Below are 26366 nucleotides of genomic sequence, written 5' to 3'. Positions count from 1 at the left end.
TTTGGACGTCGCCGCTGTGGCCGACGATGAACATTGAGGGTGGCACATGCGCATCAAAACATTGCTTGGGACGATCGGTCTGGTCGCGTCCTTTATGACCGCCGCACACGCGGATGAAGCCAAGAAGGTTGTTATCGCCTATCAGACCGGCGCCGTGCCGTATCTGGTCGGAATCGCCAACGGCGAACTCGCCAAGCAGACCGGCTGGGACATCGAATTCCGCCGCTTCAACTCCGGCGCCGACATCTTCGCAGCGATCGCGTCCGGCGACGTCCAGCTCGGCGACGTCGGCTCGAGCCCCTATGCTGCCTCGGTCAGCAAGGACCTCGACGTCAAGGGCATCTACATCACCGCTGGCGCTGGCGACAGCGAAGCCCTGGTTGTACGCAACGACATCAAGTCCTCTGCCGATCTGAAGGGCAAGAAGTTCTCCGCAGCCCCGGTTTCGACCGATCACTATCAGCTGCTCGCCTACCTGAAGCAGGAAGGCCTGACCGAGAAGGATGCCCAGGTTATCGCAATGCCGCAGCCGCAGATCGTTGCCGCCTGGAAGCGCGGCGATATTGACGGCGCCTTCGTCTGGGATCCGGCTCTGAGCGAACTGAAGAAGGACGGCAAGGTTCTGGTGACCTCAGGTGAAGTTTCCAAGCGCGGCGCGCCTGTATTCAGCGCCCTCGTTGTCACCGGCGAGTTCGCCAAGAAGAACCCCGAGTTCCTGACGAAATATGTCGGTCAGCTCGACAAGTACTATGTCGACTTCGCAAAGAACCCGAAAAACTGGGGTCCGTCCTCCGAGAACATCAAGGCGATTGCCAAGCTTCAGGGTGGCACGCCTGAGGAAAATGCCGGCTGGCTGAACACGACCGTGGTCGTTCCCCTCCAGGAACAGGTTACGGCCGCCTGGCTCGGTGAGGGCGACAAGGGCAGCGTCGCCAAGACGCTGAAGGATACCGCGCAGTTCCTCAAGGAGCAGAAGAAGATCACGGCCGTGAAGGACAGCTACGCCGGCTTCGTGGATCCGCAGTTCGCGGCAGCGGCTCTCGCTTCGAACTGAGATCATCCTCAGACACAAATGGCGGCCCGATGGGCCGCCATATCTCCTTGTCAGGACTCTCCCCATGCTCGAAGTCAGAAACGCGACCGTGAAGTTCGACGCAGCCGACGGAACCTCCGTCCATGCGCTCGACAACGTCTCCTTCAATATCCCGCAGGATTCCATCGTTGTCGCGCTTGGCGCATCCGGCTGCGGAAAATCCACCCTGCTGAACGCCATTGCCGGCTTCCAGCCGCTGACGGAAGGCGAGATCCTGATCGATGGGACGCCCGTGTCACGCCCAGGTGGCGACCGCGGCGTGGTGTTCCAGAAGGACACCCTGCTTCCCTGGTCGAGCGTTCTCGACAATGTAGCGCTCGGACTGCGCTATCAGGGTGTCGGAAAGAGCGAGCGCCATCAGCGGGCGCGCGAACTCCTGAAGCTGGTCGGCCTCTCTGACTTCGAATCCAAGCCTCCCTACGAGCTCTCAGGCGGCATGCGCCAGCGCGTCGGCATCGCCCGGGCACTGGCGACCGATCCGAAGGTGCTTCTGATGGACGAACCGTTTGGCGCACTCGACAGCTTGACGCGGGAAACCATGCAGCAGTTGCTGGCTTCGGTGTGGTCGGAAACCAGGAAGCAGGTTTTCTTCATCACCCATTCGATCGAAGAGGCCCTGACGCTCGGAACCCACATTCTCGTCATGTCACCGCGCCCCGGCCGCGTCGTGGCACGCTATGAAGCCGGCTTCGTTCGCCAGTTTGCCACAACCGGCGACATCGGCCCGATCCTCGCCGATCCCCGCTTCGTGGCACTCCGCGAAGAGATCCGCTCGATCATTCACAAACCCTCGCATGACCGCCGCGCCGCCTAACGGCTGGCGCATGACAGCGAAGACAGGCACCAAGGAATTACCCCATGAGCGTATTGGCAGAGCACTCGACGGCAATAGAAGGCGAAGTCGCCTCGCCGCGCAAACCGCGCAGCCGCACTCCCGCGACCGGCACATTCGCCATCAGCGCCGGCACCTTGTTGGCGCTCGTTCTCGGCTGGGTGATCGCCACCCGCTATCATCTCGCCTCGCCGCTCTTCCTGCCATCCCCAAGCGAAGTCCTCGTGCAGTTTCAGGCGATCGCCTCTGATGGCTATGCGAACGGCACGCTGACGGAACACATTCTGGCCAGCCTTGGCCGTATCAGCGTGTCGCTCGCCTTCGGTATTGTCCTCGGCGTCCCGATCGGCCTGATCATGGGGCTCAACCGCTGGGCCAAGGGCGTGCTCAGCGTTCCGATCGACATCTACTGGGGCCTGCCGCCGCTTGCCTATCTGCCGCTGCTGATCATCTGGCTCGGCATCGGCGAGTCCTCGAAGATCCTGCTCCTCAGCCTCTCAGCCTTCGCTCCGATCTGTTACGCCGCACAGGCCGGTGTCCGCTCCGTACCGCAGGAGCGCATCAATGCCGCGCAGTCGCTCGGTGCCAACACCTTCCAGCTCTTCACGACGATCGTGCTTCCTTCGGCCCTTCCGGAAATACTGACCGGCCTGCGCATCGCGATCGGCGCCACGCTGTCGACGCTGGTAGCGGCCGAACTGATCGCTGCACAGTCGGGCGTCGGCTACATGATCATGTCGGCTGCCAACTTCCTGGCGACGGATGTCGTCTTCGTCGGCCTGATCGTCATCGCCATCTTCGCCTTCGCCTTCACGGCCGCAATGCGCTTTCTCGAAAAGCAGCTTGTGCCCTGGAAGGGCAAACTCTGACATCGGACCGATCGCTATGAACAAGAATGCAAACCCGCCGCTGAAGATGTTCTGGTACCTGCCGACGCATGGCGACGGCCCGTATCTCGGAAGCGAGGAACGCCACCGCCCGCCGACCTTCGGCTACATGCGCGATATCGCCCAGGCCGCAGACCGGCTCGGCTTCGAGGGCGTGCTGCTACCGACCGGCACCTATTGCGAGGATGCCTGGATCACCGCTGCCGCGCTGGTACCGCTGACCGAGCGCCTGCGCTTTCTGGTCGCGCTTCGCCCGGGTAGCGGCACGCCTGCAATGTTTGCCCGCCATGCGGCAGCGCTTGACCGCATCTCGGGCGGCCGGGCGTTGTTCAACGTCGTGACCGGCGCCGACCCGGCCGATCTGGCGGGCGACGGCAACAAGCTCGGCCATGGCGAACGCTATGAACAGACCGACGAGTTCCTGACGATCTGGCGACGGATACTATCCGGTGAGGACGCCGATTTCGAAGGCAAGTATCTGTCATCCCACGGTCGTGGCCTGTCGTTCCCGCCGGTCCAGACGCCGCATCCGCCAATCTGGTTCGGCGGATCGTCAGACGCAGGCATCGCCGTCGCTGCCAAGCATGCAGACGTCTACTTGAGCTGGGGAGAGCCCGCCGATCTGCTCGGCGAGAAAATCATCAGGGTCAAGGAGCGGGCACTGGCCGAAGGGCGCAAGATCCGCTTCGGTCTGCGCATCCATTTCATCGTTCGCGAGACCGAGGAGAAGGCCTGGGCGGCAGCCGACGATCTGATCAGCAGGGTGACCGACGAACAGGTCGCCGCCGCGCAGAATGAATTCCTCAACGTCTCGCAGTCCGTCGGCCAGAAGCGCATGTCCGCGCTGCATCAGGGGCGCCGCGACAAGCTTGTCGTTGGCCCGAACCTCTGGGCCGGCCACGGGCTGGTGCGTGGCGGTGCGGGCACGGCTCTCGTCGGCAGCCCGGAAAACATTGCAGCGCGGCTGCGCGAATATCAGGAGATCGGCATCGAGACGATCATCGGCTCCGGCTATCCGCATCTCGAGGAAGCAATCAACGTTGCCGAACTGCTGTTTCCACTGATCGGCGTCAAGGGCGAACGGTCCTACGGCGTCGGGGAAGACAACCAGACGTTCGAAAGCGGCCTGCGCTCCAAACGCCCGGCATAGAACCGGGCATCACGACAGTGTTGGCGACACTTCCGATAGCAGCCAGTTCTGAAACTGGTCGGCGGCCGGGTGGCTTTGCTTGTTTTCCGGTCGCACGACGTAATAGGCGTTCTCCGTCGGCATGGTGATGTCGAGCAGCGTGACGAGCGCTCCCGACTTGAGCTCGTCCTCGATCAGGTAGGTCGGCAGAAGCGCGACGCCGAGGCCTGCCGCCACAGCCGTGACGATCATCGAGAACTGGTCGAGACGAAGGCCGAGATAGGCATTCTCGACCGACGCCTGCTGCATCTGAAACCAGTCTGCCCAGAGCTTCGGCCTGGTAGTCAGATGCAACAATGGCGCTTGCGACAGGTCTTTCGCCGCGCTGATCTTCAATTGTCCGGCAAGGCTCCGGCTCGCCACCGGCAACACCGTTTCATGGCACAGGAAGGTGGGGACGCCGCCTGCCCAGACCGGCTGGCCGAAATGGATGGCGAGATCGAAACTGTCCTCGCTGAAACTGAAGGGCTTCGAGCGCGATTCGATGGTCAGCGCCACATCCTGATGATCGGCGAGAAACCGCCCAAGGCGTGGCACCAGCCATCTGGCGCCGAAGGTCGGAAGCGTCGCGATCTTCAACGACGCGCGCATCCGCCCGGCCGCCGCCGCTTCGATCATCAGCCGCTCGGAGCGCAACAGCAGGTCCCTCACCTCTGGAAGAAACCGCTGCCCGGCCTCCGAGAGGATGACCCTTTGGCGGACGCGCTCGAAAAGCTTCAATCCGGTCTGCTGCTCCAGATCGGCGATCTGCCGGCTGATGGCGCTTTGCGTCAGGCTGAGCTCTTCGGCCGCGCGCGAGAAATTCTCGTGCCGCGCGGCGCATTCGAAGGCCTGCAGCGTGACGATGTCAGGAACGAGGCTTCGGCGCATGGCTATTCCATTTCCGCATCAAGTTAAACGCATAAGTCACAACATTGACATCAATGGGAGGAGTATATCCCACTTTCAGCATCAAGTGACAAATCCATTTAGGGCCACGCACATGACAAAACACGTCACATCGAGCGACATCCGGTCAGCCTTTTCCGCCGCCATGTCGGCCATGTATCGCAACGAAGTGCCGGCCTATGGCACGCTGATGGACCTCGTTGCCCGCGTCAATGCAGAGGCGCTCGCGAACGAGCCCGATCTCAAGGCACGCCTGGAAGCGACCGACAATCTCGAGCGCATTTCCGAAGAGCGCCACGGCGCCATCCGTCTCGGCACTGCCGGCGAACTGGCGATGATGCGGCGCGTCTTCGCCGTCATGGGCATGTATCCGGTCGGCTATTACGATCTGTCGACCGCGGGCGTTCCGGTTCACTCCACCGCCTTCCGCCCGGTCGGCGATGAAGCGCTGAAGCGCAATCCGTTCCGCGTTTTCACCTCGCTGCTGCGCCTCGATCTGATCGCCGATCAGGAACTGCGAAAAGACGCCGCCCGCATCCTCGAAACGCGCCGGATCTTCACGGCGGGCGCGGTCGAACTGACAGATAAGGCCGAAAAAGACGGCGGCCTGTCGAAGGACGATGCCGATCGCTTCGTCGCCGAAGTGCTCGAAACCTTCCGCTGGCACGACAAGGCGATCGTCGATGGCGAGATGTATCACCGCCTGCACGACGCACACCGGCTTATTGCCGATGTCGTCTCTTTCAAGGGACCGCATATCAACCACCTGACGCCGCGCACGCTCGATATCGACCGTGTCCAGGCACTGATGCCTGACTACGACATCGCGCCCAAGGCTATCGTCGAAGGTCCGCCGACCCGTAAATGCGCGATCCTGCTGCGCCAGACATCGTTCAAGGCATTGGAGGAAGCGGTCGCCTTCGAAGACGGCAAAGGCGGCTGGCAGACCGGATCGCATACGGCCCGCTTCGGCGAGATCGAACAGCGCGGCATCGCGCTGACGCCGAAGGGCCGCGGTCTCTACGACACGCTTCTCGACGCCTCCCGCAAGGTGGTTCGCCCGGCAGCCGACGGATCGAACGCCAAGGCCTACGAGGCAGCACTGATCGAAACCTTCCAGGCGTTCCCGGATGACTGGAAGACGATCCGCGCCGAAGGTCTCGGCTATTTCAGCTATTCGCTGACCGAAAAGGGAAGCAAGACATCCATCCCTGCTGGTTCCGATGTCGATGCACTCATCGCCGACGGCCTGATCCAGTTCGATCCGATCGTCTATGAGGACTTCCTGCCCGTCAGCGCCGCCGGCATCTTCCAGTCGAACCTCGGCGATGGTGCACAGCAGGACTTCGTGGCGAGCCCGAACCAGCAGCGCTTTGAAACCGATCTCGGCGCCAAGGTGCTCAACGAATTCGACCATTACGCAGGCATCGAACAGTCGTCCCTCGACGCCTGCCTCAATGCACTGACCAGACGCCCGGCCGCCGAGTAAATTCCGGCCATCGATCCGAGACGTTTCCGAACTGGAGTTCCATCACATGAATATCGCCGTCAAATCCGTGTCCGTCGCCGAAGAAGCCGTGACCATCCTCGATCGCCTGGGTGTCGCCAAGTCCGCCTACACAGGCGGCGACATGGACGCCTTCTCGCCCGTCACCGGCGAGCGCACCGGCCAGCTGAAAACAGTCTCACCGGCGAAGGCCGTCGAGGCCATCGACCGCGCCCATGTGGCATTCCAGAAGTGGCGTCTCGTTCCGGCGCCGAAGCGTGGGGAACTCGTTCGTCTGCTTGGTGAGGAGCTGCGCGCAGCCAAGGCCGATCTCGGCCGTCTGGTCTCGATCGAAGCCGGCAAGATCCCGTCCGAAGGTCTCGGCGAAGTGCAGGAAATGATCGACATCTGCGATTTCGCCGTCGGCCTTTCCCGTCAGCTCTATGGTCTCACCATCGCTACCGAGCGTCCCGGCCACCGGATGATGGAAACCTGGCATCCGCTCGGCGTTATCGGCATCATCTCCGCCTTCAACTTCCCGGTCGCCGTCTGGGCCTGGAATGCGGCGCTGGCGCTCGTCTGCGGCAACAGCATCGTCTGGAAGCCGTCCGAAAAGACGCCGCTGACGGCGCTGGCATCGCAGGCGATCCTTGAACGCGCCCTGAAGCGCTTCGGCGATGCGCCTGAAGACCTGTCGCAGGTGCTGATCGGCGACCGCACGATCGGCGAAGCGCTGGTCGACCATTCGAAGGTCGCTCTCGTCTCCGCAACCGGCTCGACCCGCATGGGCCGCGAAGTTGGGCCGCGCCTTGCCAAGCGCTTCGCGCGCTCCATCCTCGAACTCGGCGGCAACAATGGCGGCATCGTCTGCCCGTCGGCCGATCTCGACATGGCGCTGCGCGCCATTGCCTTCGGCGCCATGGGCACAGCCGGTCAGCGCTGCACCACACTGCGCCGCCTCTTCGTTCACGACAGCGTCTACGATCAGCTCGTGCCGCGCCTCAAGAAGGCCTATGCGAGCGTCTCGGTCGGCAACCCGCTGGATGGCGCAGCCCTTGTCGGCCCGCTGGTGGATAAGGCAGCCTTCGACGGCATGCAGAAGGCCCTCGGCGAAGCTGCCAAGCATGGTGGCGCTGTTCATGGCGGACAGCGGGTCGATACCGGCAGCGAGAACGCCTACTACGTGAAGCCGGCGCTGGTCGAAATGCCGGAGCATGAGGGACCGGTCCTCGAGGAAACCTTCGCGCCGATCCTTTATGTGATGAAATACAGCGATCTCGACGCCGTCATCGCTGATCACAACGCTGTCGGCGCCGGCCTCTCCTCGTCGATCTTCACGCTTGACATGCGCGAGGCAGAGCGTTTCCTTTCGGTCGAAGGCTCCGATTGCGGCATCGCCAATGTCAACATCGGCACATCGGGTGCGGAAATCGGCGGCGCGTTCGGCGGCGAGAAGGAAACCGGCGGTGGGCGCGAGTCCGGTTCAGATGCCTGGAGAGCTTATATGCGCCGCGCCACCAACACGGTGAACTACTCGAAGGCCCTGCCGCTGGCACAGGGCGTCTCCTTCGACATCGAATAGGGCTCTGAGAAAATGACCGTCACCACCGAGATCAAGGAGGCTGGGTTCCGCCCGGCCTCGCGCATCGCCACCGTTGGCGTTTCGAAGATCCTGCAGATCGGCGCCAAGGCGGCGGCGATGAAGCGCGACGGCCTGCCGGTCATCATTCTCGGCGCCGGCGAGCCGGATTTCGACACGCCAGATAACGTCAAGCAGGCGGCCAAGGCCGCAATCGATGCAGGCGATACGAAATACACCGCGCTCGACGGCACGCCGGCCTTGAAAAAGGCCGTCGTCGAAAAATTTCGCCGCGAAAACGGCGTCGATTACACCGTCGACGAAGTAACGGTGGCCACCGGCGCCAAGCAGATTCTCTTCAATGCCTTCATGGCGACACTCGATCCCGGCGACGAGGTCATCATCCCGACGCCCTACTGGACCTCGTATTCGGATATCGTCGAAGTCTGCGGCGGCGTGCCGGTTCTGGTTCCCTGCGATGCGGCGGCCGGATTCCGCCTTCAGGCAGCGCAGCTGAAAGCGGCGATCACGCCGAAGACCCGCTGGGTGCTGCTGAACTCACCCTCGAACCCATCGGGCGCGGCCTATGCCGCAGCCGACTATCGGCCGCTGATCGACGTTCTGTTGCGCCATTCGCATGTCTGGCTGATGGTCGACGACATGTACGAACACATCGTCTATGACGGTTTCGACTTCGTCACGCCCGTCGCCCTTGAGCCGCGCCTCAAGGAACGCACGCTGACGATCAACGGCGTGTCGAAAGCCTATGCCATGACCGGTTGGCGCATCGGCTATGCCGGCGGGCCCAAGCCGCTGATCAAGGCCATGGCCGTGATCCAGAGCCAGGCGACCTCCTGCCCGAGCTCAGTCAGCCAGGCAGCCGCCGTCGAGGCCCTGAACGGCCCGCAGACATTTCTGAAAGAACGCCAGGAAAGCTTCCAGCGCCGCCGCGATCTGGTCGTCGGCCGGCTGAACACGATCGATGGCCTGGAATGCCGCACACCGGAAGGCGCCTTCTACACCTTCTCGGGATGTGCAGGCATCCTCGGCAGGACGACGCCGAAAGGCAAGCGGATCGAAGCCGATCACGACTTCACCGACTACCTCCTCGAGGATGCGCATGTCGCAGTCGTCCCGGGTTCGGCTTTCGGTCTGTCGCCGTTCTTCCGGATTTCCTATGCGACATCGGAAGCCGAGCTTGCCGAGGCACTCGACCGCATCGAACGGGCATGCGCGGCTTTGAAGCCCTGATGGAAGCGGTCTAGCGACCTTGGACCGGCACGCATGATCCCGCGCCTCACATCGCACCTTGCTCCCGCATCTCCAGCCGGCTTCTTCGAGCGTCTCGTCGAGGCCGGTTTCAATGGTGATGCCGAGAGCCGTGCGGGCGCCCGCACCGTCTATGCGACCGACAATTCGATCTACCAGCTGGAACCGGCGGGCATCCTGTTTCCGAGGGGTGCTGATGATCTGAAGATCCTCGCGAAGGTGCTTAGCGAGCCGGCTTTCAGCGGCATGACCATCACCCCGCGCGGCGGCGGCACCGGCACCAATGGTCAGTCGCTTACCTCGGGCCTCGTGGTCGATTGCTCACGGCACATGAACAAGATCCTGGAGATCGACGCGATCAGACGCGTGGCACGCGTCCAGTCCGGAGTCGTCAAGGATCAGCTGAACCGCGCCCTGAAGCCTTACGGCCTGTTCTTCGCTCCGGAACTGTCGACCTCTAACCGCGCAACGATCGGCGGCATGGTTTCCACCGATGCCTGCGGACAGGGCTCCTGCCTCTATGGCAAGACCTCCAACCACGTTGTCGGCCTGCGCATCGTGCTGGCCGACGGTTCCGAATGGTGGTCGCGCGCGCTCAGCGAAACGGGCCTTGCTGAGATTCTTCGACGCCAGGACAGGATCGGCGAGATCCACCGGACCGTCGATGGCATCGCGCGGGAAAAGCGTGAGCGGATCGAAGCGGTCTTTCCGAAGCTCAACCGCTACATGACCGGCTACGATCTGGCCCATATCCGCCAGCCGGACGGGCGTTTCGATCTCAATGCCATCCTCTGTGGGGCCGAAGGCACGCTGGCGATGATCGCAGAGGCGGAGCTCAATCTTCTGCCGCTCCCCGCCCATACCGCATTGATCAACATCCGCTACAACGATTTTAACGCGGCGCTGGAAGATGCCCGGACGCTGACGGCACTGAAGGTCGCGTCCGTCGAGACCGTCGACGAAAAGGTGCTCGGGCTTGCCAAGACGGACATCGTCTGGAACGACATCGGCCAGTTCTTTCCCGATGACGCGGCCTCCAGTGCGAACGGCATCAACATCGTCGAGATCCTAGCGGATGACGAAACCGAATTGGAGCGGAAGCTTGGCGAGGTGACGGCCGCGCTTGATAACGACAACCCGGATCGCCTCGGCCACACGATCGCACGCCAGCATCGCGACATCGAGGCAATCTGGACGATGCGCAAACGCGCCGTCGGCCTGCTTGGCAATGTCGACGGTCCGGTGCGCCCAGTCCCGTTCGTCGAAGACACCGCCGTTCCGCCGGAGAATCTGGCCGCCTATATCCGCGAATTTCGCGCGCTGCTTGATAGCGCCGGGCTGTCCTACGGGATGTTCGGCCATGTCGATGCGGGCGTTCTGCATGTACGCCCAGCGCTCGACCTCACACGCGATGATCACATCCCCCTCGTCCGGGAGATCAGCGATGCCGTCGTCGCCCTGACGAAGAAATATGGCGGCGTCCTCTGGGGCGAGCACGGCAAGGGCGTGCGCTCGGAATATGTTCCCGAATTCTTCGGCGATCTCTATCCCTGCCTGCAGGAGATCAAGCGGGCCTTCGATCCTCAGAACAAGCTGAACCCCGGCAAGATCGCTGCGCCGTCAGTCGAGCCCCTCCTGAAGATCGACGGCGTGCCCCTGCGCGGAGGCGTCGATCGTGCCATTGGCAACGAGATCAGAGCCGCCTTCGACAATGCCGCCTATTGCAACGGGAACGGCGCCTGTTTCGATTTCGACGAAACGAGCCCGATGTGCCCCTCCTACAAGGCAACGCGTGACCGGCGTTTTTCGCCGAAAGGCCGGGCGGCGCTGATGCGCGAGTGGCTGAGGCTGCTGGCGGACAAGGGTATCGACCCACGCGCCGAGGCAAAGCGGCTGCGCCGCGGCAGTTCGCTCGCAGCCCTGCCGAGGCGGCTCTTCAACTCGTTCGATCCGCGCAACCGCGGCGACTTTTCACACGAAGTCCGCGAAGCCATGGATACCTGCCTCGCCTGCAAGGCCTGCACCGGGCAGTGTCCAGTCAAGGTCAGCGTGCCGGCCTTCCGCTCGAAATTCCTCGAGCTTTACTACAGCAGGTATGCGCGCCCGCTGAAGGACCTACTCGTGGCCGCGATCGAGACGTCACTGCCCTGGATGGCTCGGGCGCGGCCGCTCTACAATCTGATGGCAGGCACCGAAGCAGGCAGACGCGTGATGCGGCTTTCCGGTTTGACGGCGCTGCCGCTGCTGCCGCCCCGGTCGCTCAAAGCCGAAGCCCGCAGGCTCGGCGTAGCCGTTGCTACGCAAGAGCTGATCGAAGGCCTGCCGGAGCAGGAGAAGAAGCGCGCCGTGGTCTTCGTCGCCGACGCATTCACGGCCCATTTCGATCCGGGCGTTGCGCTTTCGGCAATCAGTTTGGCGCGAAAAATGGGGCTGATCCCCTATCTCGCCGAAGCCAAGCAGAACGGCAAGGCGATGCATGTCCACGGATATCTCGGCCGCTTCGAGACGAGTGCAACAAAGACCGCCCGTTACCTTCAAGGCCTCGCTGGCGCCGGCGCCACACTGGTGGGCCTCGATCCGTCGATGACGCTCGTCTATCGCAGCGAATACAAGGGATTATGGGGCAGCGGCACAGAGGCGCCGGTGCTCCTGCCGCAGGAATGGCTCGCGGCCAATCTCGACACGCTCTCCGCCCAACCCCAACAATCGGCATCATCGTCTTACAGCCTTCTCCCCCACTGCACCGAGCGCAGCAATGCACCGTCGGCGACGGCTCAATGGAAGACTGTCTTCAAGGCGCTGGGTATCCCCCTTGAAATTGCCAGCACCGGCTGCTGCGGCATGGCCGGCACATTCGGCCACGAGGTCCACAACCGTGCCACCTCCGAAGCGCTCTATGCGATGAGCTGGAGCAGTCACATTGCCGGCACGTCTTCCGAAACGGTGAAGATGGCGACTGGATATTCCTGCCGGTCTCAGGTCAAGGCCATCGACAGCAAGTCGATCCCCCATCCGCTGGCGATTATCGACGCTCTCACCGGCTGAACGGCAAAAGGCCGCAATCGCAAGATTGCGGCCTTCCGCATTCATTCAGATCGACCAGAGAGCGCCACCGTCGCAGGCAACCGCCTGGCCGGTGATGTAGCTTGCACGGTCGGAGGCGAGGAAGGTCACGAGGGCGGCGAACTCTTCCGGGCGGCCGATGCGGCCCATCGGGATCATCTTGCTGACCTTTTCAAGGTCGAGCTTCGCCTCGGCCAGCCGCTCCGTCATCGTGTAGCCCGGCATCAGCGCATTGACGGTAATGCCGCTTGCGGCGAATTCACGGCTCAGCGTCTTCGTCAGACCATGCAACCCGGCGCGCAGCGCGTTCGAGATCGTGAAGTTGTTGATCGGCTCCTTGGCGGCGATCGATGTCACCAGAAGGATGCGGCCCCATTGGCGCTCGCGCATGCCCGGCATCGCCGCGGCGATGGCGTCGGTCGCGCTGACGAACAAGCCCTCGAAGGCGTTGCGCCAATCGTCCGAACCGATGTTCTCGAAGGGCATGGTCGGCGGGCCGCCGGTGTTGACCACGAGAATATCGACCTTTCCGAGCTTGGCCGCAGCCTGCTCGACCACCTGCCGTCCGGCCGCGGGCTGCCGCAGATCGGCAGGCAGGGCAACGGCCCCGAGACGCTCTGCTGCGTCATCCAGCCGGGTTGCATCGCGGGCGCAGATGGCAACCTTTGCACCTTCGGCAACGAGTTCCCTGGCAATCGCAAATCCGAGCCCTTTGGAAGCGCCCATGACGAGGGCCGACTTGCCGCTCAAACCAAAATCCATTTTACAGCCTTCCTATTACGTCATCCAAAATCGAAGCACGGTTGCCGGGGTCAGCTGCCGCTGACTTCGACGCTGCCGATTCCGGAAATGTCGAACCGGTAGGTGAATGGTCCTGACGGGAAGCGCGTCGTGACGATGCTGCCGGTCATTACAAGATCACCCTTGCGCAAGATTCGGCCGCTGGCGGCAAGATGATTGGCAAGCCACGCCAAGGGCACATAGGGATGTCCGAGAACATCGGCACCCAGGCCGCGGGCAATCTCTTCGCCGTTATGATAGGCGATGCCTTCTGCGCCATCGAGACCTTCAGGCGGCGGGGTGAATGCACCAACCACGATCCCGGCGTTCCAGGAATTATCAGCGATCAGCGTTCCGCAATGCAGTACGCTATAGTCGGCATGGCGGTCTTCCACTAGCTCGATCGCCGCCGCAACCGCATCGACCGCCGCACCGGCGCTCTCGGGCGTGAACGGCGTGGCGCGTGGCAACAAGTCCTGCCCGAGCCGGACGCAGATTTCGAACTCAAGGCCGAGATGGTGATAGTCGGAAAGCTTCAGTTGCGCTCCCGTTGATCTGACGCGGCTGGAGAAGATGGTGCCCTGGATCGGCTGATCGATACCGCACATCGCCTGCATGCGCTTCGATGTCAGGCCGATCTTGTAACCCGCGGTCTCTTCGCCGCCACGGATCGCAGCGATATAGGCGTCCTGCACCCGATAGGCATCTTCGAGGTCGTTTATCCCGTCGATCCTGTGAAACTTCGTGCTGTTGCGATGTTCGGCAACAAGCTGGCCGGCAATATCGGCGATCGTCTCTGTCAATAGTCATCCTCCCATTATGAACGGACTGGCAATCACAATTTCCAAGGCCGTCCGCGCGCCGTCGCGGCACACCGAAAGGAGACCGGCCCAGCTGTCCGTTTCGCTGCGCCGATTCGCCCTGGTCCGCAAGCTTAGCGTGCCGGCCCTGATGGTGCCGAGTGAATTCTGAAGCATTCCTGTGCATTCGCATGGCCGCGGGAGGCCGATGGGCCAAGCGATGCCGCCCCTACGCGATGAGCGGTTCAGCAGCCTCGTCCGCAGACAGGGCACTGGCCGAAGCCAGCATCACGGCCGGGGCCGCACGGACAAACAGCGATGAGTGCGAATTGATGATCCGGCCGCTTTCAAGCTTCAGGAGCGGTCCGTCGATATCGACCACAATATCCGTGAAGCTGAGTTCGCCCCACCCATCAGACGTCCCCTCGATCAGGACGAAGGAATACTTTTCACCGATATTGAACATCTACTCTCCCCAAAGCCGATATCGCTATATTTCCATCCTACTCTAATTGAGCATCAACTCATAATATCGGATTCAGCCAGAACAATTCATCTGCACCCGGCTGCCCGTCTCGGAATGCTGCAGACGTTCCAGAGCAAGACTTCCGTTTCCGCAGCGATATTGAGAACCAGACATAGCCTGTCTGAGAACCTTACAGTCGGTTCCCGGCGCAATCATGCGGCGCCTCGCGGCTTAACGCCTTGCTGGTCAGTCAAAGCGGCCCTGATCTTGCCCGGCGATCTTCCGGTCGCGTCATCCGCGAAATTGCCGCATCTTCGACACCGAGATTGTGCTCGCGCTGATTGAACCATTCCTCCACCGGATCGAAGGGAAACGACATGATAAACGCGATCAACAACGCCGTCGGCAGACCGCTTGCTTATAGCGGCACCTCCACCGCATGGTTTTCCGCCACCAAATCCGGCCCGGTGCAGACGGGGACTGCCGGAAACGACTCCATGTGGGGCGACAGCGCCGTGAACGTCACGATGAAGGGCGGAACCGGCGACGATGTCTATTATCTCTATTCGAACATCAATCGCGCCGCCGAGGGGGCAAATGCCGGCACCGACACCATCAACACCTGGATGGACTATACGCTGCCGGATAATTTCGAGAACCTGACGGTCACCGGGAATGGCCGCTACGCTTTCGGCAACAATCAGGACAACATCATCTCAGGCGCGTCCGGCAGCCAGACGATCAACGGGGGTGCCGGCAACGATGTGCTGATCGGCGGCGGCGGCGCCGACACGTTCGTCATCGATCGCGGCAATGGCAGCGACCTGATCACCGACTTCGGTTCCGACGATGTCGTGCGGCTGGACAGTTTCTCGTCCTTTGCCCAGCTGCTGTCGCATGCAAAGCAGGACGGCAGCAATGTCCGGCTCGACATCGGCGGCGGCGAGAGCCTGGTTTTCGCCAATACCCAGATGTCGGCACTGAAGGCGAACCAGTTTCAGCTGACGCTCGATCGATCACAACTCGCCCTCACCTTCGAGGACAACTTCGACACCCTGTCGCTGCGCAATGGCGACAAGGGAACCTGGGATGCCAAATTCTGGTGGGCCGCGGATCGCGGCAGCCCGCTGACCGGCAATGGCGAGCAGCAATGGTATGTCAACCCGTCCTACGGGCCGACAGCGTCAGCCAATCCGTTTTCGGTCAAGAATGGGGTGCTGACGATAACGGCCAAGCCGGCCCCGGCAGCGCTTCAGCAGCAGATCGACGGTTACGACTATACATCAGGCCTGCTCAACACGCATTCGTCCTTCTCCCAGACCTACGGCTATTTCGAGATCCGCGCCGACATGCCCTCGGAACAAGGGGCATGGCCGGCATTCTGGCTATTGCCCGAAGACGGCTCGTGGCCGCCCGAACTCGATGTCGTCGAGATGCGCGGACAGGATCCCAACACCGTCAATGTCACCGTCCACAGCGATCACGGCGGCTCCCATCTGATCGATACGACGCCGGTGAAGGTGGCCAGCACGGAAGGTTTCCACACCTATGGCATGAAGTGGGACGAGGATCATATCACCTGGTATTTCGACGACGTTGCCGTCGCCCAGAAGGCAACGCCCGCCGATATGCACAGCCCGATGTACATGCTGACCAATCTTGCCATCGGCGGCGCCGCCGGTTCGCCCAAGGACGGCCTCAAGAACGGATCGCAGATGTCAATCGACTATATCAGAGCCTATCAGCTGGCCGATGCATCGGCTCAGCCATACGGCGACCAAGAGCGGACGATCGACTGGACGCTGTAGTCTAGACGACCGTCTCGCCGCCATCGACGACGAGGATCTGGCCGGTCATATAGGATGACCGGTCGGAGACTAGAAAGAGGATCGGTTCGGCGATTTCGGAGACATCCGCCCAGCGGCCGAGCGGCACCTTGTCGGCGATGTAGCTTTCGATCGCGCCACGCCCGCCCATCTGGGCGATGAAGGGCTCGTTGAACGGCGTGTCGACCCAGCCCGGGCAGAGCGCGTTGACGCGAACGCCCGATCTGGCGTAGTCGCCCGCCATCTGCCGGGTCATGGCGATGACGGCATGCTTCGTCGTCGTATAGGCGATCATTTCGCGGTCGTAGAGCACGCCAGATGAAGACGAGGTGTTGAGGATCACCCCCTTGCCCGCCTGCTTCATCACGGGCATCACGAAACGCGCCGCCATGAAATGCGCCCGGACATTGAGGCTCCAGGATTTGTCGAAGCCCTCGACAGCAACCTCTTCCAGATCGCCCGCCACCTGCGCGCCGGCATGATTGTGGAGAATGTCGATCCGCCCGTGACGGGCGGCGATCGCCGAGATGCCGGTTTCCAGCGCCCGGTCGTCGGTAACGTCGACAACCAGACTTTCGGCGCTTCCACCGGCGTCAGCGATCTGGGTGACGGTCTCTTCGGCATTGATGAAATCGATATCGGCGACGACGACATGGGCGCCCTCGCGCGCCATGATCAGCGCTCCCGCCCGGCCGATGCCAGAGCCGGCGCCAGTGACGATTGCAACGCGATCCTTGAGTATCATGGCATTTCCCCGGTCAGTTTGTTGTTGCCTTTTCGCGCATCAGGAAGCGCGCGATCAGGATGAGAATGAGCGAGGCGATCAACACCATCGTCGCGATCGCATTGATTTCAGGCGTCACGCCACGGCGGATCGAGGCGAAGACATAGATCGGTAGCGTCGTGTTCGAGCCGGCGACGAAGAAGGCGATGATGAAATCGTCGAAAGAGAAGGTGAAGGCGAGCAGGAAGCCGGCCAGCACCGACGGCATGATCTGCGGCAGCACGATCTGCCGGAAGGTCGTCAGCGGCGTTGCGTAGAGATCGCTCGATGCCTCGACAATGTCGCGGCCGAGGCTGGCGATGCGCGCCTTCACGATCATCGTCACCAGCGCCATGGTGAAAAGCCCGTGTGCGGCGATGATCGAGCCGTAGCCGAGCGCCAGCTTCGGCGGCTGAGCGCCCGGCCAGATTGCCGCGATCACCGGATTGATGAAGCCGAAGACCTCGACCAGTGCGACCAGCGTCGCAATGCCGATGACGACGCCGGGAACGACGATCGCCGCGGCGAACAGGCCGTCGAAGACAGCGCGCGCCCGCGGCCCGAGCCGCTCCATGCCCATTGCCGCCATGGTCCCGAAAATCGCCGCCAGCGCCGCGCTGGTGAAGGCGATGATCAAGCTGTTCTGCAATGCTTCCATCAGGAAGGTGTTGGAGAGCGCCCGGCCATACCACTCGGTCGAGAAGCCAACAAACTCGCTGGCATTGCGGCCGGAGTTGAAGGAGAACAGCACGACCAGCGCGATCGGCGTGTAGAGAAACAGATAAACGAAGGTGACGAGCGCGCGCATCAGACGAGATCCACCTGACGGGTGCCGGCGACACGCCAGGCGATGCGCATGGCGACCAGCAGAATGACGACGACGACGGCGACCAGCGTCACGGCGATCGCCGAGCCGAACGGCCAGTTGCGCGATTGGAGGAAGAGATCGACAAGCGCATTGCCGATGAAGAACACCTTGCCGCCGCCGAGAAGCTGGGGGATCAGGTATTCGCCAAGCAGCAGGATCGTCACCAGCGCGACACCGGTCATCACCCCTGGAAGAGACAGCGGCAGGGTAATGCCGAAAAAGGTCGAGACCGGCTTGGCGCCCAGGTCGGCGGACGCTTCGAGCAGCCGCCGGTCGAGCTTTTCGAGGCTGACATAGATCGGCATGATCATCAGCGGCAGATAGCCATAAACAATACCGAGCAGCACAGCGCCGGGGGTGTTGATCAGCCTGACATTCTCGATACCGAAGATTTCGAGCAAATGCGGAATACCGCGGGCACCCAGCAGATACATCCAGGCATAGGTGCGCACCAGCAGGCTCGTCCAGAAGGGAACGACGACGAGCGAAACCAGCAGCAGCCGACGTTTCGGACTGGCCTTGACGGCCAGATAATAGGCGACTGGATAAGCAACCAGCAGGCAGGCTGCGGCCCCGATCGGCGCGAGGATCAGCGTGTTGACGAAGGCCGCCGAGCGCGAGCCCAAATTGGCGAACTGCGCGAAGGTGAACGCCGCCTGATAGCCGCCCTCGGGTGCCCGCTCGCCGAAGGCGAAGACGATGATGGCGATGAAGGGTAGCACCAGAAACACGAACAGCCAGATGCTGGCCGGCCCGACAAGGGCGGCAGTGACGAGGCGCCGTTTTGTGGCAAGGGTCAGGGGCATCGAAACGTTCTTTATCCGGCGGTTCTGGGCGCTAGACCGGTCCCTGACTGCCGAGGCAGCCGGGACCGGAGTTGCATGACGGCAGGTTAGGCCGACTTGAAGCGTGCCATCAGCTCGGCACGACCCGGGTCGGTCAGCGTCACGGCGGCGCCGAATTCGAGCGGTGTCAGTGCCGCTTCATCCGGATAGACGATCTTGTTCGAGGTGACTTCCTTCGGCAGCAGCGCGATAACGCGGCTGTCGGTGGTCGGCGCGCCGTTGGCGATATGCTCCTTCACCGCATTCTGCGGATCCATCAGGTAGTTGAGCAGCGCGTAGCCGGCTGCCTTGTTCGGCGCATCCTTCGGGATCGCGTAATAGTCGGTCCAGATCTCGCCGCCATCGGTGCCGAGCACGTAAGCGAGCTCCGGCATGTCGCGGTTCAGCTGCGCGCCGTCATTGGTCCAGCACATCGTCAGCCACGCATCGGTGGAGCGCATCGACGGCTGGTAGTCGGAATTGATGGCGAAGAGATGAGGCTTGACCTTGATCAGCAGTTCCTCGGCCTTGGCAAGTTCATCAGGCTTGATCGAATTGAAGCCGTAGCCGAGCGAGACGAGCGCGCTGCCGATCGTCGTCAGCTGGTAGTCGTGCACCATGGTGCGGCCGTCGCCCTCGGTCTGGGCGATTTCGAAGAAATCCTTCCAGCTCGAGAGCTTGGTCTTGATCTTCGAGGTGTTGACCGAAAACCCGGTCGTGCCCCAGTTCTTCGGCACGGCATAGGTCTTGCCGTCGATCTGGCCTTCCTTGGTGAAGCGCGGGCTTTCGGTCGCCTGGCTGAAATTCGGAATCTTCGAGAGATCCAATTCGTCGATCAGGCCCAGCTTGTGGTGGGTCGAGATCGTATAGTTGGTCGGCACGAACAGCGACCAGCCGGAAGCGCCGGCCTGCAGCTTGGCCAGCATTTCCTCGTTCGAGCCGAAGACGTTGACTTCGACCGCGACGCCGGTCGCGGCCTTGAAATTTTCGAAGGTCGCCGGATCATGATAGTTCGGCCAGGTGGCGATCGACATCTGCGTGCCGAGATCTTCGGCGGCATAGGCAGGCGTCGACAGCGCGCCCGGGAAGCGCGACATCACGGCCGTTGCCAGACCGAGGCCGGTGATGCCGAGGAAATGCCGGCGGCTGACGGAGCCGCGCTTCAGGCGCATGAACTCGTCCATGAAGCCTTCGGCGGAGATGGGGAGATTGTCCTTGTAATCCTTGCTCATGATGCTGTTCCCTTGTTTTGGTTTATGCATTCGATGCTGGAAAGACATGTATTGCTGACGGGTCGAAGCAGAGGAAAACCGCTTCGCCGGGCTCCACCAGATCGCTCTCGCTCATGCTGCGGCGATCGGCGGTAATCAGGAAATCGCCGAGGCCCGGCACGTTCACCGCATATTCCGCCGACGAGCCCAGGAAGATGCGATGCGTGACCGTGCCCTTGAACGATGAGCCCGAAGCCGGCTGGCTGCGTGTCATGCGGATCGCTTCGGGGCGCAGGGCGGCAATCACCTCTCCCGGTGAAAGCTGCCTGCTGGACGCAACGGCGGAACCATCTGCCAGGCGAAGCGTCACCCCGTCGGCTTCCATGGTCGCAGCAATCCGGTTCGTCTTGCCGACGAAATCGGCGACGAAGAGATCGGCCGGGCGGTCATAGACCTCCTGCGGCGTTCCGAGCTGGCGGATACGCCCGGCGCTCATGACGCAGACGGCATCGGCCATCGACAGCGCCTCTTCCTGGTCATGGGTGACGAGCACGAAGGTGATGCCGAGTTCGCGCTGCAGCGTTTGCAGCTCGATCTGCATAGCCGAGCGCAGTTTCTTGTCGAGCGCCGCCAGCGGCTCATCCAGCAGCAGGACGGACGGTCGATTGACGATGGCGCGCGCCAGCGCCACGCGCTGCTGCTGGCCGCCCGACATTTCATGGATCCGCCGTTTGGCGAAACCATCCAGACGAACCATTTCCAGCGCCTCGGCGGCCCGCCGGTTGATTTCTGCAGCGCCGATTTTCGGGCGCATCTGCCGCAGGCCATAGGCGACGTTCTGCTCGACGTTGAAATGCGGAAACAGCGCGTAGTGCTGGAACACCATGTTGACGGGGCGGCGATAGGCGGGGACGCCGTTCATCTCGCGCCCGTCGATCAGCACCGTGCCCTCACTCGGCTGCTCGAAGCCGCCGATCATGCGCAGGCATGTGGTCTTGCCACAGCCCGAAGGGCCGAGCAGCGCCAGAAACGCGCCCTTGGGCACATTGAGATTGATGTCCGTCACGGCGGTCACCGCGCCATAATTCTTGGTGACCGAACGGAATTCGATATCGTTCGTCGAAGCGGATGCCACGTCTGTTCCCTGCGGTTGGTTTGGAATTGGCAGTCTATCGCCGCCTTATTGCCACCGTCGTTAAGGAAAGAGTAAGCCTGAGCTTCCCGCACGGTATATACCCCGAGAGAGGTATTTTAGCGCACGATGCTTCGTGGAAGGTGTATATAGGGACACGCGGAATGGCGTGGGGCGGAAGAGGGAGCCCGTCAGATGAGCACCGACCTGGAAGCGCTGTTTGGTGCATTCAACGCCACGATCGGCTGTCCGAAGATGACTGATGCCGAATTCGGCGAGACCTTCCGTCAGATGATGGCGGCGCTGGTGTGCTTCGACTACGTGGTCGTCTTCGCCTATCGCGGCAAGGAACGGCCGATCGACCTCTACAGCACCTTCGACCCGGAAGAGAACGTCGTCTTCGTCACCCTCTACCAAGCGGGGCCATACCTGCTCGACCCGTTCTATCATACCGCCCGCGAGCGCCGCGAAGGCGTGCTCCGAATGCGGGAACTGGCGCCCGACCGGTTCTTCTCCAGCGAATATTACAGGACCTACTACGTTCAGACCGGGCTTGCGGAAGAGGTGGGCTTTTTCATCAACACCGATGAAGAGATCACAGTCGTTCTGTCGCTGATGCGGCGGGAAAAGACAGGACCGTTTCCGGCGGCCGAATTCGCCACGCTGAAGAAGGTCGAGCCGCTGGTGGCCAGTATGGTGCGCCACTATTGGGCCGGGCTGGCGCCGCGTTTCGACGCGCAATTGACCGCCGGCAGCAAAAGCCGCCGGAAGCAGGGCCAGAGCGGCAATCTTCCCGCCGCCGACACTGTCTGGCGGGACCTCAACCTGACGGGCCGCGAAACCGCGATCGTCGATCTTGTGCTGCAGGGCCATTCGTCCGAGTCGATCGGGCTGAAGCTCAACATTTCGACCGGCACCGTGAAGGTCCACCGCCGCAACGTCTACCGCAAGCTCGGCATCTCCTCGCAGACGCAGCTTTTGTCGATCTATTTCAACAACCTGCTATCGTCAGGATAGCGGGCCGCCGTGGCTGATTAGAGACACCGGATGGGATTGAAGCCGCGCCAGGGCCATCCGGCAACAACGGCACCTTGCTATCGCCCGCCGGGTCGTGCAACCAACCCAGCCGAACGCATGAGACAAGCAGCATAAGGTGGGGGATCAGAGATGCGCATAGAGCCGCAGCAGCGCATTTACATATGCTTCTTTCTATTTGCGGTATCGATGGGCGCGCTACTGTCGCGGCTTCCCGATCTCCAGGTGTCGCTCGGGATCAACAAATCCGAGCTTGGGCTGACCTTGATCGGCGCAGCCGTCGGCGCCCTGATCTCGCTGACCTTCTCGTCGCCGCTGATCATGAAGCTCGGCGCCCGCAACACGGCCTTCGCTACCGTTCTCGGAACCTCACTGATGATCGCGCTCGTTCCCTGGCTCGGTTATGCGCCGCTGGTGTTCTGCGTGCTGTTTTGCGAGGGGCTACTCGCCGGTGCGCTTGAGATCAACCTGAATGTCGAGATCGACCGTATCGAGGCGCAGCTCGGCCGCGGCGTGATGAATCGCGCCCATGGCTTCTGGAGCCTCGGCTTTTTCGTCACGGCGCTGGCATCGTCATTCATCCGGCAGGCGGGCATCTCAATCCAACTGCATCTGGCCATAACCTTCGCCATCGTCGTCGTGGCCGGAACGATCGCCATCAGGGGAATGCAGAACGCTTCGGCGCCCGCGCCCTCTCAAGCGGAAGGCGCCCATATGGCGTTGCCGACATTGGGGATGCTGCCGCTTTGCGTCATCGGCGTCGGGGCCTTTCTCGTCGAAGGTGCCGGGATCGACTGGTCGGCGATCTATATGCGCGACGTCTTTGCGGTCGAGCCTTTCGTCGGCGGAATGGGTCTCACGCTCTTTGCATTCTTCATGGCGCTGGTCCGGCTTTTCGCCGACCGCTTCGTCGATCGCTATGGCTCGCGGATCGTTGCGCTGGTCTCGCTTGCTCTTGCTGCGATCGGCATCGCCTGCGTCTGGCTCGCACCGGTCCCGGAGATCGCGCTCGCCGGCTTTGCAATGATGGGCGCAGGCTGCAGCGCAGTCTATCCGCTGGCGGTTTCTGCTGCGGCACAACGCGATGACCGCAGCGCGCATGTCAACGTCGCCGCCCTCGCCCAGATGTCCTTCGTCGTCTTCTTCCTGGCACCGCCACTGCTTGGTTTCGTGGCTGAGCATGCCGGTATCCGCATGTCCTATCTCGTCTGCCTGCCGATCATCCTTGCGGCTCTCTTCTCCACCCGGGCGCTTGCCCCGAAACGCATCGCCATGGACGCGGAAAAGCAAAGGGCGGCGGAATAGGACAGGCTTTAGACGCCGCTTATCCCCATATTGACCTGACGTCTCGACCACCGGCGGCAATCACAAACAGGCTTTGCACGCGGAGCGTTCATGCGCGTGAAAAAGGCCATTTTTCCTTCATGGTTGCATAAGAGGTTGCAGATATTGTTCCCGCAAAATGAGCGAGAACACGGCAATGACAGAGCAAGCGGCCCCCTCTCCGGCAGAGATCGTCAGCCCCTCCGATGATGCACGCGACCTTCAAAACATGATCGATCTTCTGCGCGTCCAGCACGCCAATCTCGCCGAACGCTACGAGTGGCTGGAGGCGATGATCAATCATGTGCCCGATTTCATTTATGCGAAGGATCTGCAGGGCCGCTTTCTGTTCGCCAACCGGGCGGTAGTCGCCAACAACGGCTTCGCCAAGGTCGATGACCTCATCGGCCTGACGGATGGCGAGATCCATCTCGAAGCCGACGCGCATGACATCGACGAAACGGAACAGCGGGTCATGGAAACCGGCCGGCCCGATCTCGGCGTCGAGGAGCCTCGCTTGAAGGGCGAAGGCTGGCTGATGATGTCGCGTGTCGCATTGCGAGACCGGACGGGAGCGGTGATAGGCGTCGTCGGCGCCTCGCGCGACATTACCGCGCGCAAGCGTGCAGAAGAGCTGATGGCAGCGCAGACGAAGCTGCTCCACGATGTCGCCCGCGGCGTCGAACTCAACTCGCTTCTAAAGGATGCCGCGCAAATCCTCGAACGGCTTCTGCCCGGCCGCGCCACCGGCTTCGACCTGGACGGCACGGCGCAAAGCCATGTCGAAGCGCCGCGGAAGGACTTTCCGATCAACTGCCGCGACGGCAGTAGGCAGGGCGCGCTTGCCGTGTCGCTGCAGCCGGGCGAGATCGACGCCGGGCTTGCCGAGTTCCTGACGGGCGTGGCGCAGACCATCGGCATCGCGATCGACCGGAACCGCGACATCGCCCGGATCGCCTATCTGGCCGAACACGACGCGCTGACCGGCCTTCCCAACCGGACGCTGCTCGACCGCAAACTCGGCGCGCTATTGGCTGGCAGGACCCGCGCGGTGGCGGTTGCCTTTCTCGACCTCGATCATTTCAAGCTCGTCAATGACAGCCTCGGCCATGCCGCCGGCGACGAACTTCTCAAGGTCGTGGCGTCGCGCATCCTCAGTGAAATCGGCGAAAGTGGCATCGTCTCGCGGATCGGCGGCGATGAGTTCATCATCGTGCTTGAGGCCGGGATCGACGACGCGCTGAACCGTCTGCAGGCAATCTCGGCGCATATCGCCCGCCCCTGCAGTATCGACGGCGTCGACATGCAGGTGACCTGCAGCGTCGGCGTCGCCTCCTCGCAGGCCCATGGTTCGATCGCCGGAGAACTGATCGCCAATGCAGACATGGCGCTCTATCGCGTCAAGGCGGCCGGCCGCAACGGCATACAGATGTTTACTCCGTCGATGGCCGAGGAAGCCCGCCACAAGCTGCTGCGGATCGAGGAGCTTCGCCGGGCGCTGGCACAGGACGAATTCGTGCTGCATTTCCAGCCGCAGAAGGACATCGCCACCGGAAGAATTTCGGGCGTCGAGGCTCTGGTCCGGTGGCAGCATCCGCAGGCGGGCCTGCTTGCACCGGCGGACTTCATCCCGCTTGCTGAAGAAACCGGGCTTATTGTCGAACTCGGCGAAGTGGTGCTCGGCAAAGCCTGCAGGCAGATGCGCGCGTGGCTCGATCAGGGCATTCCGGCCATTCGCGTTGCCGTCAATGTCTCGGCGCGGCAGTTCCGCGAGCCGTCGCTCTGCGACAAGGTTTCGGCCGCTCTCTCGGCTGCGGGGCTCGACCCCGCGCTGCTTGAGCTTGAGGTCACCGAGAGCCTGATCATGGAGGACGTCGAAGGCGCGATATCGCGCATGCTGGAGCTGAAGGCGCTCGGCGTCAGCCTGTCCATCGACGATTTCGGCACCGGCTATTCCAGCCTCAGCACACTGAAGCTATTCCCGTTGTCCCGGCTGAAGATCGACCGGTCTTTCATCGCCGATATTCCCGGCCAGTCGGGCGACATGGCGATCACCGCGGCGATCGTCGCGCTCGGGCAGACGCTCGATCTGGAAGTGATTGCCGAGGGCGTCGAGACCGAAGAGCAGGCGCGCTTCCTGGCGGAGACGGGCTGCGAGATGTTCCAGGGCTATCTTTTCGCCAAGCCGCTACCGGCAGCCGAGATCGCCGGCATGCTGCAAGCCAACAGCCTCTCAGCATCCGCATAGCGATACGGCGTCATCCGCCGCTCTGCACGAGGCCCACGACCGGGCCAAACCCGCCATGCCACGAGAAGTCGTTCATCCCGAGCGCCGGCTGATAGATGCCGGTGCCATGACCGCCATCCAGGAATAACGCATTAGGGCACCCCAACTCGTCGCGAAACAGACGGGCGAAATCGTGGAAATTGACGTCGCCGTCACTGATGACGAAGCGAACGATCCCGCTGCCGCAGACCCCCACCCCGCTCCGCCGCGTCCGGTCCGTCGATCCGGGAATCAATGCAGGATGCAGCTTGCCTTCGATGACCAGCATCGGTCCGGATTGCGTCGCGAATGCCGCCTTGGGGCGACGTTTCAGGAATTCTTCGGTGGTCAGAATCTCAGCGCCGTTATCGCCAAGCAGGAAGACACCATTGGGTTTCTTGTAGAAATTCGGCACCTTGCCCGGAGGGCCCTTGATCTCGGTGGTGTCGGCAGAACGGAGTTCCGCGCCGTGCTCGATATAAAGACCAATCGGCGTGAAATCGTCTCGGTACATGCCGGCATTCATCGCGAAGAAAAGGACCTGCCCGTCCTTCTTCAGCGCATCCGCCAGATTCGAGAATGTGCGAAACGGCTGCCCGTCGGCGCCCCTCCAGAAAAGCCTGAGGTCATCTTTTCCCGGCGTGACAGAGCAGACGATATAGCCTGAATTTTCAAAGACCTGCCGCTCGCAAACTTGTGCAGGCGCAGGCTGCGCCGCGGCACTTCCCGCGGCAGAAACCAATGCGGCCCAGAGCAATGCGGCCAAACGATCGATTTTCAAAGCAG

The 26366-nt window shown here is 62.3% G+C and carries 22 protein-coding genes; 12 read left to right on the top strand and 10 right to left on the bottom strand.

Annotation, left to right across the window (positions count from 1 at the left end):
• Positions 1–46 precede the first annotated feature (46 nt).
• The 4 genes from tauA to ssuD all read left to right on the top strand — a co-directional run bounded on the left by tauA (position 47) and on the right by ssuD (position 3962).
• On the top strand, positions 47–1054 hold the full coding sequence (tauA, locus tag AB4Z25_RS17120; protein ID WP_112514663.1) for a taurine ABC transporter substrate-binding protein: 1008 nt from the start codon (positions 47–49) through the stop codon (positions 1052–1054).
• A 64-nt stretch (positions 1055–1118) separates the two neighbouring features.
• The gene (locus AB4Z25_RS17115) at positions 1119–1907 is read left to right on the top strand and encodes a taurine ABC transporter ATP-binding protein (RefSeq protein ID WP_442208645.1); all 789 of its coding nucleotides are present in this window, start codon (positions 1119–1121) and stop codon (positions 1905–1907) included.
• A 44-nt stretch (positions 1908–1951) separates the two neighbouring features.
• Complete coding sequence (locus AB4Z25_RS17110; protein WP_112388540.1) at positions 1952–2794, top strand: ABC transporter permease subunit; 843 nt, start codon at positions 1952–1954, stop codon at positions 2792–2794.
• A gap of 16 nt (positions 2795–2810) precedes the next feature.
• The gene (ssuD, locus tag AB4Z25_RS17105; protein ID WP_442208644.1) at positions 2811–3962 is read left to right on the top strand and encodes an FMNH2-dependent alkanesulfonate monooxygenase; all 1152 of its coding nucleotides are present in this window, start codon (positions 2811–2813) and stop codon (positions 3960–3962) included.
• Between the two features lie 9 nt (positions 3963–3971).
• Here ssuD and AB4Z25_RS17100 read toward each other — a convergent pair whose 3' ends face one another.
• Entirely contained in the window at positions 3972–4871 is a 900-nt protein-coding gene (locus AB4Z25_RS17100; RefSeq protein ID WP_442208643.1) for a LysR family transcriptional regulator, read from the bottom strand.
• Between the two features lie 112 nt (positions 4872–4983).
• Here AB4Z25_RS17100 and hglS point away from each other — a divergent pair, with 112 nt between their 5' ends.
• The 4 genes from hglS to ydiJ are packed head-to-tail and all read left to right on the top strand — an operon-like array spanning position 4984 to position 12268.
• Positions 4984–6378 carry a 2-oxoadipate dioxygenase/decarboxylase HglS gene (hglS, locus tag AB4Z25_RS17095; RefSeq protein WP_442208642.1) on the top strand — a complete coding sequence of 465 codons (1395 nt, stop codon included), beginning with the start codon at positions 4984–4986 and terminating at the stop codon, positions 6376–6378.
• A gap of 46 nt (positions 6379–6424) precedes the next feature.
• Positions 6425–7957, top strand: a complete 1533-nt coding sequence (gene amaB / locus AB4Z25_RS17090) for an L-piperidine-6-carboxylate dehydrogenase (RefSeq protein ID WP_442208641.1) — start codon at positions 6425–6427, stop codon at positions 7955–7957.
• Positions 7958–7969: 12 nt separating this feature from the next.
• Positions 7970–9205: a pyridoxal phosphate-dependent aminotransferase gene (locus AB4Z25_RS17085; RefSeq protein WP_442208640.1), complete on the top strand. Its 1236-nt coding sequence runs from the start codon at positions 7970–7972 to the stop codon at positions 9203–9205.
• A gap of 33 nt (positions 9206–9238) precedes the next feature.
• Complete coding sequence (gene ydiJ / locus AB4Z25_RS17080; RefSeq protein ID WP_442208639.1) at positions 9239–12268, top strand: D-2-hydroxyglutarate dehydrogenase YdiJ; 3030 nt, start codon at positions 9239–9241, stop codon at positions 12266–12268.
• 45 nt (positions 12269–12313) lie between these two features.
• On the opposite strand, the gene AB4Z25_RS17075 is transcribed toward ydiJ, so the two are convergent.
• The 3 genes from AB4Z25_RS17075 to AB4Z25_RS17065 form a co-directional block, all read right to left on the bottom strand.
• Complete coding sequence (locus AB4Z25_RS17075) at positions 12314–13048, bottom strand: SDR family oxidoreductase (RefSeq protein WP_442208638.1); 735 nt, start codon at positions 13046–13048, stop codon at positions 12314–12316.
• Between the two features lie 50 nt (positions 13049–13098).
• Positions 13099–13869, bottom strand: a complete 771-nt coding sequence (locus tag AB4Z25_RS17070; protein WP_442208636.1) for a 2-keto-4-pentenoate hydratase — start codon at positions 13867–13869, stop codon at positions 13099–13101.
• Positions 13870–14095: 226 nt separating this feature from the next.
• Positions 14096–14332, bottom strand: a complete 237-nt coding sequence (locus AB4Z25_RS17065; RefSeq protein ID WP_442208635.1) for a hypothetical protein — start codon at positions 14330–14332, stop codon at positions 14096–14098.
• Between the two features lie 377 nt (positions 14333–14709).
• On the opposite strand from AB4Z25_RS17065, the gene AB4Z25_RS17060 reads away from it, so the two are divergent.
• The gene (locus tag AB4Z25_RS17060; RefSeq protein WP_442208634.1) at positions 14710–16140 is read left to right on the top strand and encodes a family 16 glycosylhydrolase; all 1431 of its coding nucleotides are present in this window, start codon (positions 14710–14712) and stop codon (positions 16138–16140) included.
• A 1-nt stretch (position 16141) separates the two neighbouring features.
• Here the strand turns inward: AB4Z25_RS17060 and AB4Z25_RS17055 are convergent, their stop codons facing one another.
• The 5 genes from AB4Z25_RS17055 to AB4Z25_RS17035 all read right to left on the bottom strand — a co-directional run bounded on the left by AB4Z25_RS17055 (position 16142) and on the right by AB4Z25_RS17035 (position 20959).
• Positions 16142–16903 carry an SDR family NAD(P)-dependent oxidoreductase gene (locus AB4Z25_RS17055; RefSeq protein WP_112388550.1) on the bottom strand — a complete coding sequence of 254 codons (762 nt, stop codon included), beginning with the start codon at positions 16901–16903 and terminating at the stop codon, positions 16142–16144.
• A 13-nt stretch (positions 16904–16916) separates the two neighbouring features.
• Positions 16917–17729 carry an ABC transporter permease gene (locus AB4Z25_RS17050; protein ID WP_112597001.1) on the bottom strand — a complete coding sequence of 271 codons (813 nt, stop codon included), beginning with the start codon at positions 17727–17729 and terminating at the stop codon, positions 16917–16919.
• Positions 17729–18595 carry an ABC transporter permease gene (locus tag AB4Z25_RS17045; protein ID WP_112388552.1) on the bottom strand — a complete coding sequence of 289 codons (867 nt, stop codon included), beginning with the start codon at positions 18593–18595 and terminating at the stop codon, positions 17729–17731. Before AB4Z25_RS17045 ends, AB4Z25_RS17050 begins: the two co-directional genes overlap by 1 nt.
• 86 nt (positions 18596–18681) lie before the next feature.
• Entirely contained in the window at positions 18682–19845 is a 1164-nt protein-coding gene (locus tag AB4Z25_RS17040) for a polyamine ABC transporter substrate-binding protein (RefSeq protein ID WP_112388553.1), read from the bottom strand.
• 22 nt (positions 19846–19867) lie between these two features.
• Positions 19868–20959 carry an ABC transporter ATP-binding protein gene (locus tag AB4Z25_RS17035; protein WP_442208633.1) on the bottom strand — a complete coding sequence of 364 codons (1092 nt, stop codon included), beginning with the start codon at positions 20957–20959 and terminating at the stop codon, positions 19868–19870.
• A 192-nt stretch (positions 20960–21151) separates the two neighbouring features.
• On the opposite strand from AB4Z25_RS17035, the gene AB4Z25_RS17030 reads away from it, so the two are divergent.
• The 3 genes from AB4Z25_RS17030 to AB4Z25_RS17020 all read left to right on the top strand — a co-directional run bounded on the left by AB4Z25_RS17030 (position 21152) and on the right by AB4Z25_RS17020 (position 25562).
• A complete protein-coding gene (locus tag AB4Z25_RS17030; RefSeq protein WP_442208632.1) occupies positions 21152–21973 on the top strand; it encodes a helix-turn-helix domain-containing protein in 822 nt (273 codons plus the stop codon).
• A gap of 150 nt (positions 21974–22123) precedes the next feature.
• A complete protein-coding gene (locus tag AB4Z25_RS17025) occupies positions 22124–23296 on the top strand; it encodes an MFS transporter (RefSeq protein WP_442208631.1) in 1173 nt (390 codons plus the stop codon).
• Positions 23297–23471: 175 nt separating this feature from the next.
• A complete protein-coding gene (locus AB4Z25_RS17020) occupies positions 23472–25562 on the top strand; it encodes a putative bifunctional diguanylate cyclase/phosphodiesterase (RefSeq protein ID WP_442208630.1) in 2091 nt (696 codons plus the stop codon).
• A 10-nt stretch (positions 25563–25572) separates the two neighbouring features.
• On the opposite strand, the gene AB4Z25_RS17015 is transcribed toward AB4Z25_RS17020, so the two are convergent.
• On the bottom strand, positions 25573–26355 hold the full coding sequence (locus AB4Z25_RS17015) for a phosphodiester glycosidase family protein (protein WP_442208782.1): 783 nt from the start codon (positions 26353–26355) through the stop codon (positions 25573–25575).
• Between the last annotated feature and the right edge of the window lie 11 nt (positions 26356–26366).

It is taken from the genome of Rhizobium sp. RAF36 (genome assembly GCF_052114105.1).
Classification (GTDB): Bacteria; Pseudomonadota; Alphaproteobacteria; order Rhizobiales; family Rhizobiaceae; genus Rhizobium.
Note: the sequence above shows the minus strand (reverse complement) of the source record. Positions and strands in the feature narration are given on the sequence as shown.

Excerpts from the sequence above, each read along its gene's own strand:
- tauA (WP_112514663.1), top strand. The coding sequence starts at position 47 with ATGCGCATCAAAACATTGCTTGGGACGATCGGTCTGGTCGCGTCCTTT.
- AB4Z25_RS17115 (WP_442208645.1), top strand. The coding sequence starts at position 1,119 with ATGCTCGAAGTCAGAAACGCGACCGTGAAGTTCGACGCAGCCGACGGA.
- AB4Z25_RS17110 (WP_112388540.1), top strand. The coding sequence starts at position 1,952 with ATGAGCGTATTGGCAGAGCACTCGACGGCAATAGAAGGCGAAGTCGCC.
- ssuD (WP_442208644.1), top strand. The coding sequence starts at position 2,811 with ATGAACAAGAATGCAAACCCGCCGCTGAAGATGTTCTGGTACCTGCCG.
- AB4Z25_RS17100 (WP_442208643.1), bottom strand. The coding sequence starts at position 4,871 with ATGCGCCGAAGCCTCGTTCCTGACATCGTCACGCTGCAGGCCTTCGAA.
- hglS (WP_442208642.1), top strand. The coding sequence starts at position 4,984 with ATGACAAAACACGTCACATCGAGCGACATCCGGTCAGCCTTTTCCGCC.
- amaB (WP_442208641.1), top strand. The coding sequence starts at position 6,425 with ATGAATATCGCCGTCAAATCCGTGTCCGTCGCCGAAGAAGCCGTGACC.
- AB4Z25_RS17085 (WP_442208640.1), top strand. The coding sequence starts at position 7,970 with ATGACCGTCACCACCGAGATCAAGGAGGCTGGGTTCCGCCCGGCCTCG.
- ydiJ (WP_442208639.1), top strand. The coding sequence starts at position 9,239 with ATGATCCCGCGCCTCACATCGCACCTTGCTCCCGCATCTCCAGCCGGC.
- AB4Z25_RS17075 (WP_442208638.1), bottom strand. The coding sequence starts at position 13,048 with ATGGATTTTGGTTTGAGCGGCAAGTCGGCCCTCGTCATGGGCGCTTCC.
- AB4Z25_RS17065 (WP_442208635.1), bottom strand. The coding sequence starts at position 14,332 with ATGTTCAATATCGGTGAAAAGTATTCCTTCGTCCTGATCGAGGGGACG.
- AB4Z25_RS17060 (WP_442208634.1), top strand. The coding sequence starts at position 14,710 with ATGATAAACGCGATCAACAACGCCGTCGGCAGACCGCTTGCTTATAGC.
- AB4Z25_RS17055 (WP_112388550.1), bottom strand. The coding sequence starts at position 16,903 with ATGATACTCAAGGATCGCGTTGCAATCGTCACTGGCGCCGGCTCTGGC.
- AB4Z25_RS17050 (WP_112597001.1), bottom strand. The coding sequence starts at position 17,729 with ATGCGCGCGCTCGTCACCTTCGTTTATCTGTTTCTCTACACGCCGATC.
- AB4Z25_RS17045 (WP_112388552.1), bottom strand. The coding sequence starts at position 18,595 with ATGCCCCTGACCCTTGCCACAAAACGGCGCCTCGTCACTGCCGCCCTT.
- AB4Z25_RS17040 (WP_112388553.1), bottom strand. The coding sequence starts at position 19,845 with ATGAGCAAGGATTACAAGGACAATCTCCCCATCTCCGCCGAAGGCTTC.
- AB4Z25_RS17030 (WP_442208632.1), top strand. The coding sequence starts at position 21,152 with ATGAGCACCGACCTGGAAGCGCTGTTTGGTGCATTCAACGCCACGATC.
- AB4Z25_RS17025 (WP_442208631.1), top strand. The coding sequence starts at position 22,124 with ATGCGCATAGAGCCGCAGCAGCGCATTTACATATGCTTCTTTCTATTT.
- AB4Z25_RS17020 (WP_442208630.1), top strand. The coding sequence starts at position 23,472 with ATGACAGAGCAAGCGGCCCCCTCTCCGGCAGAGATCGTCAGCCCCTCC.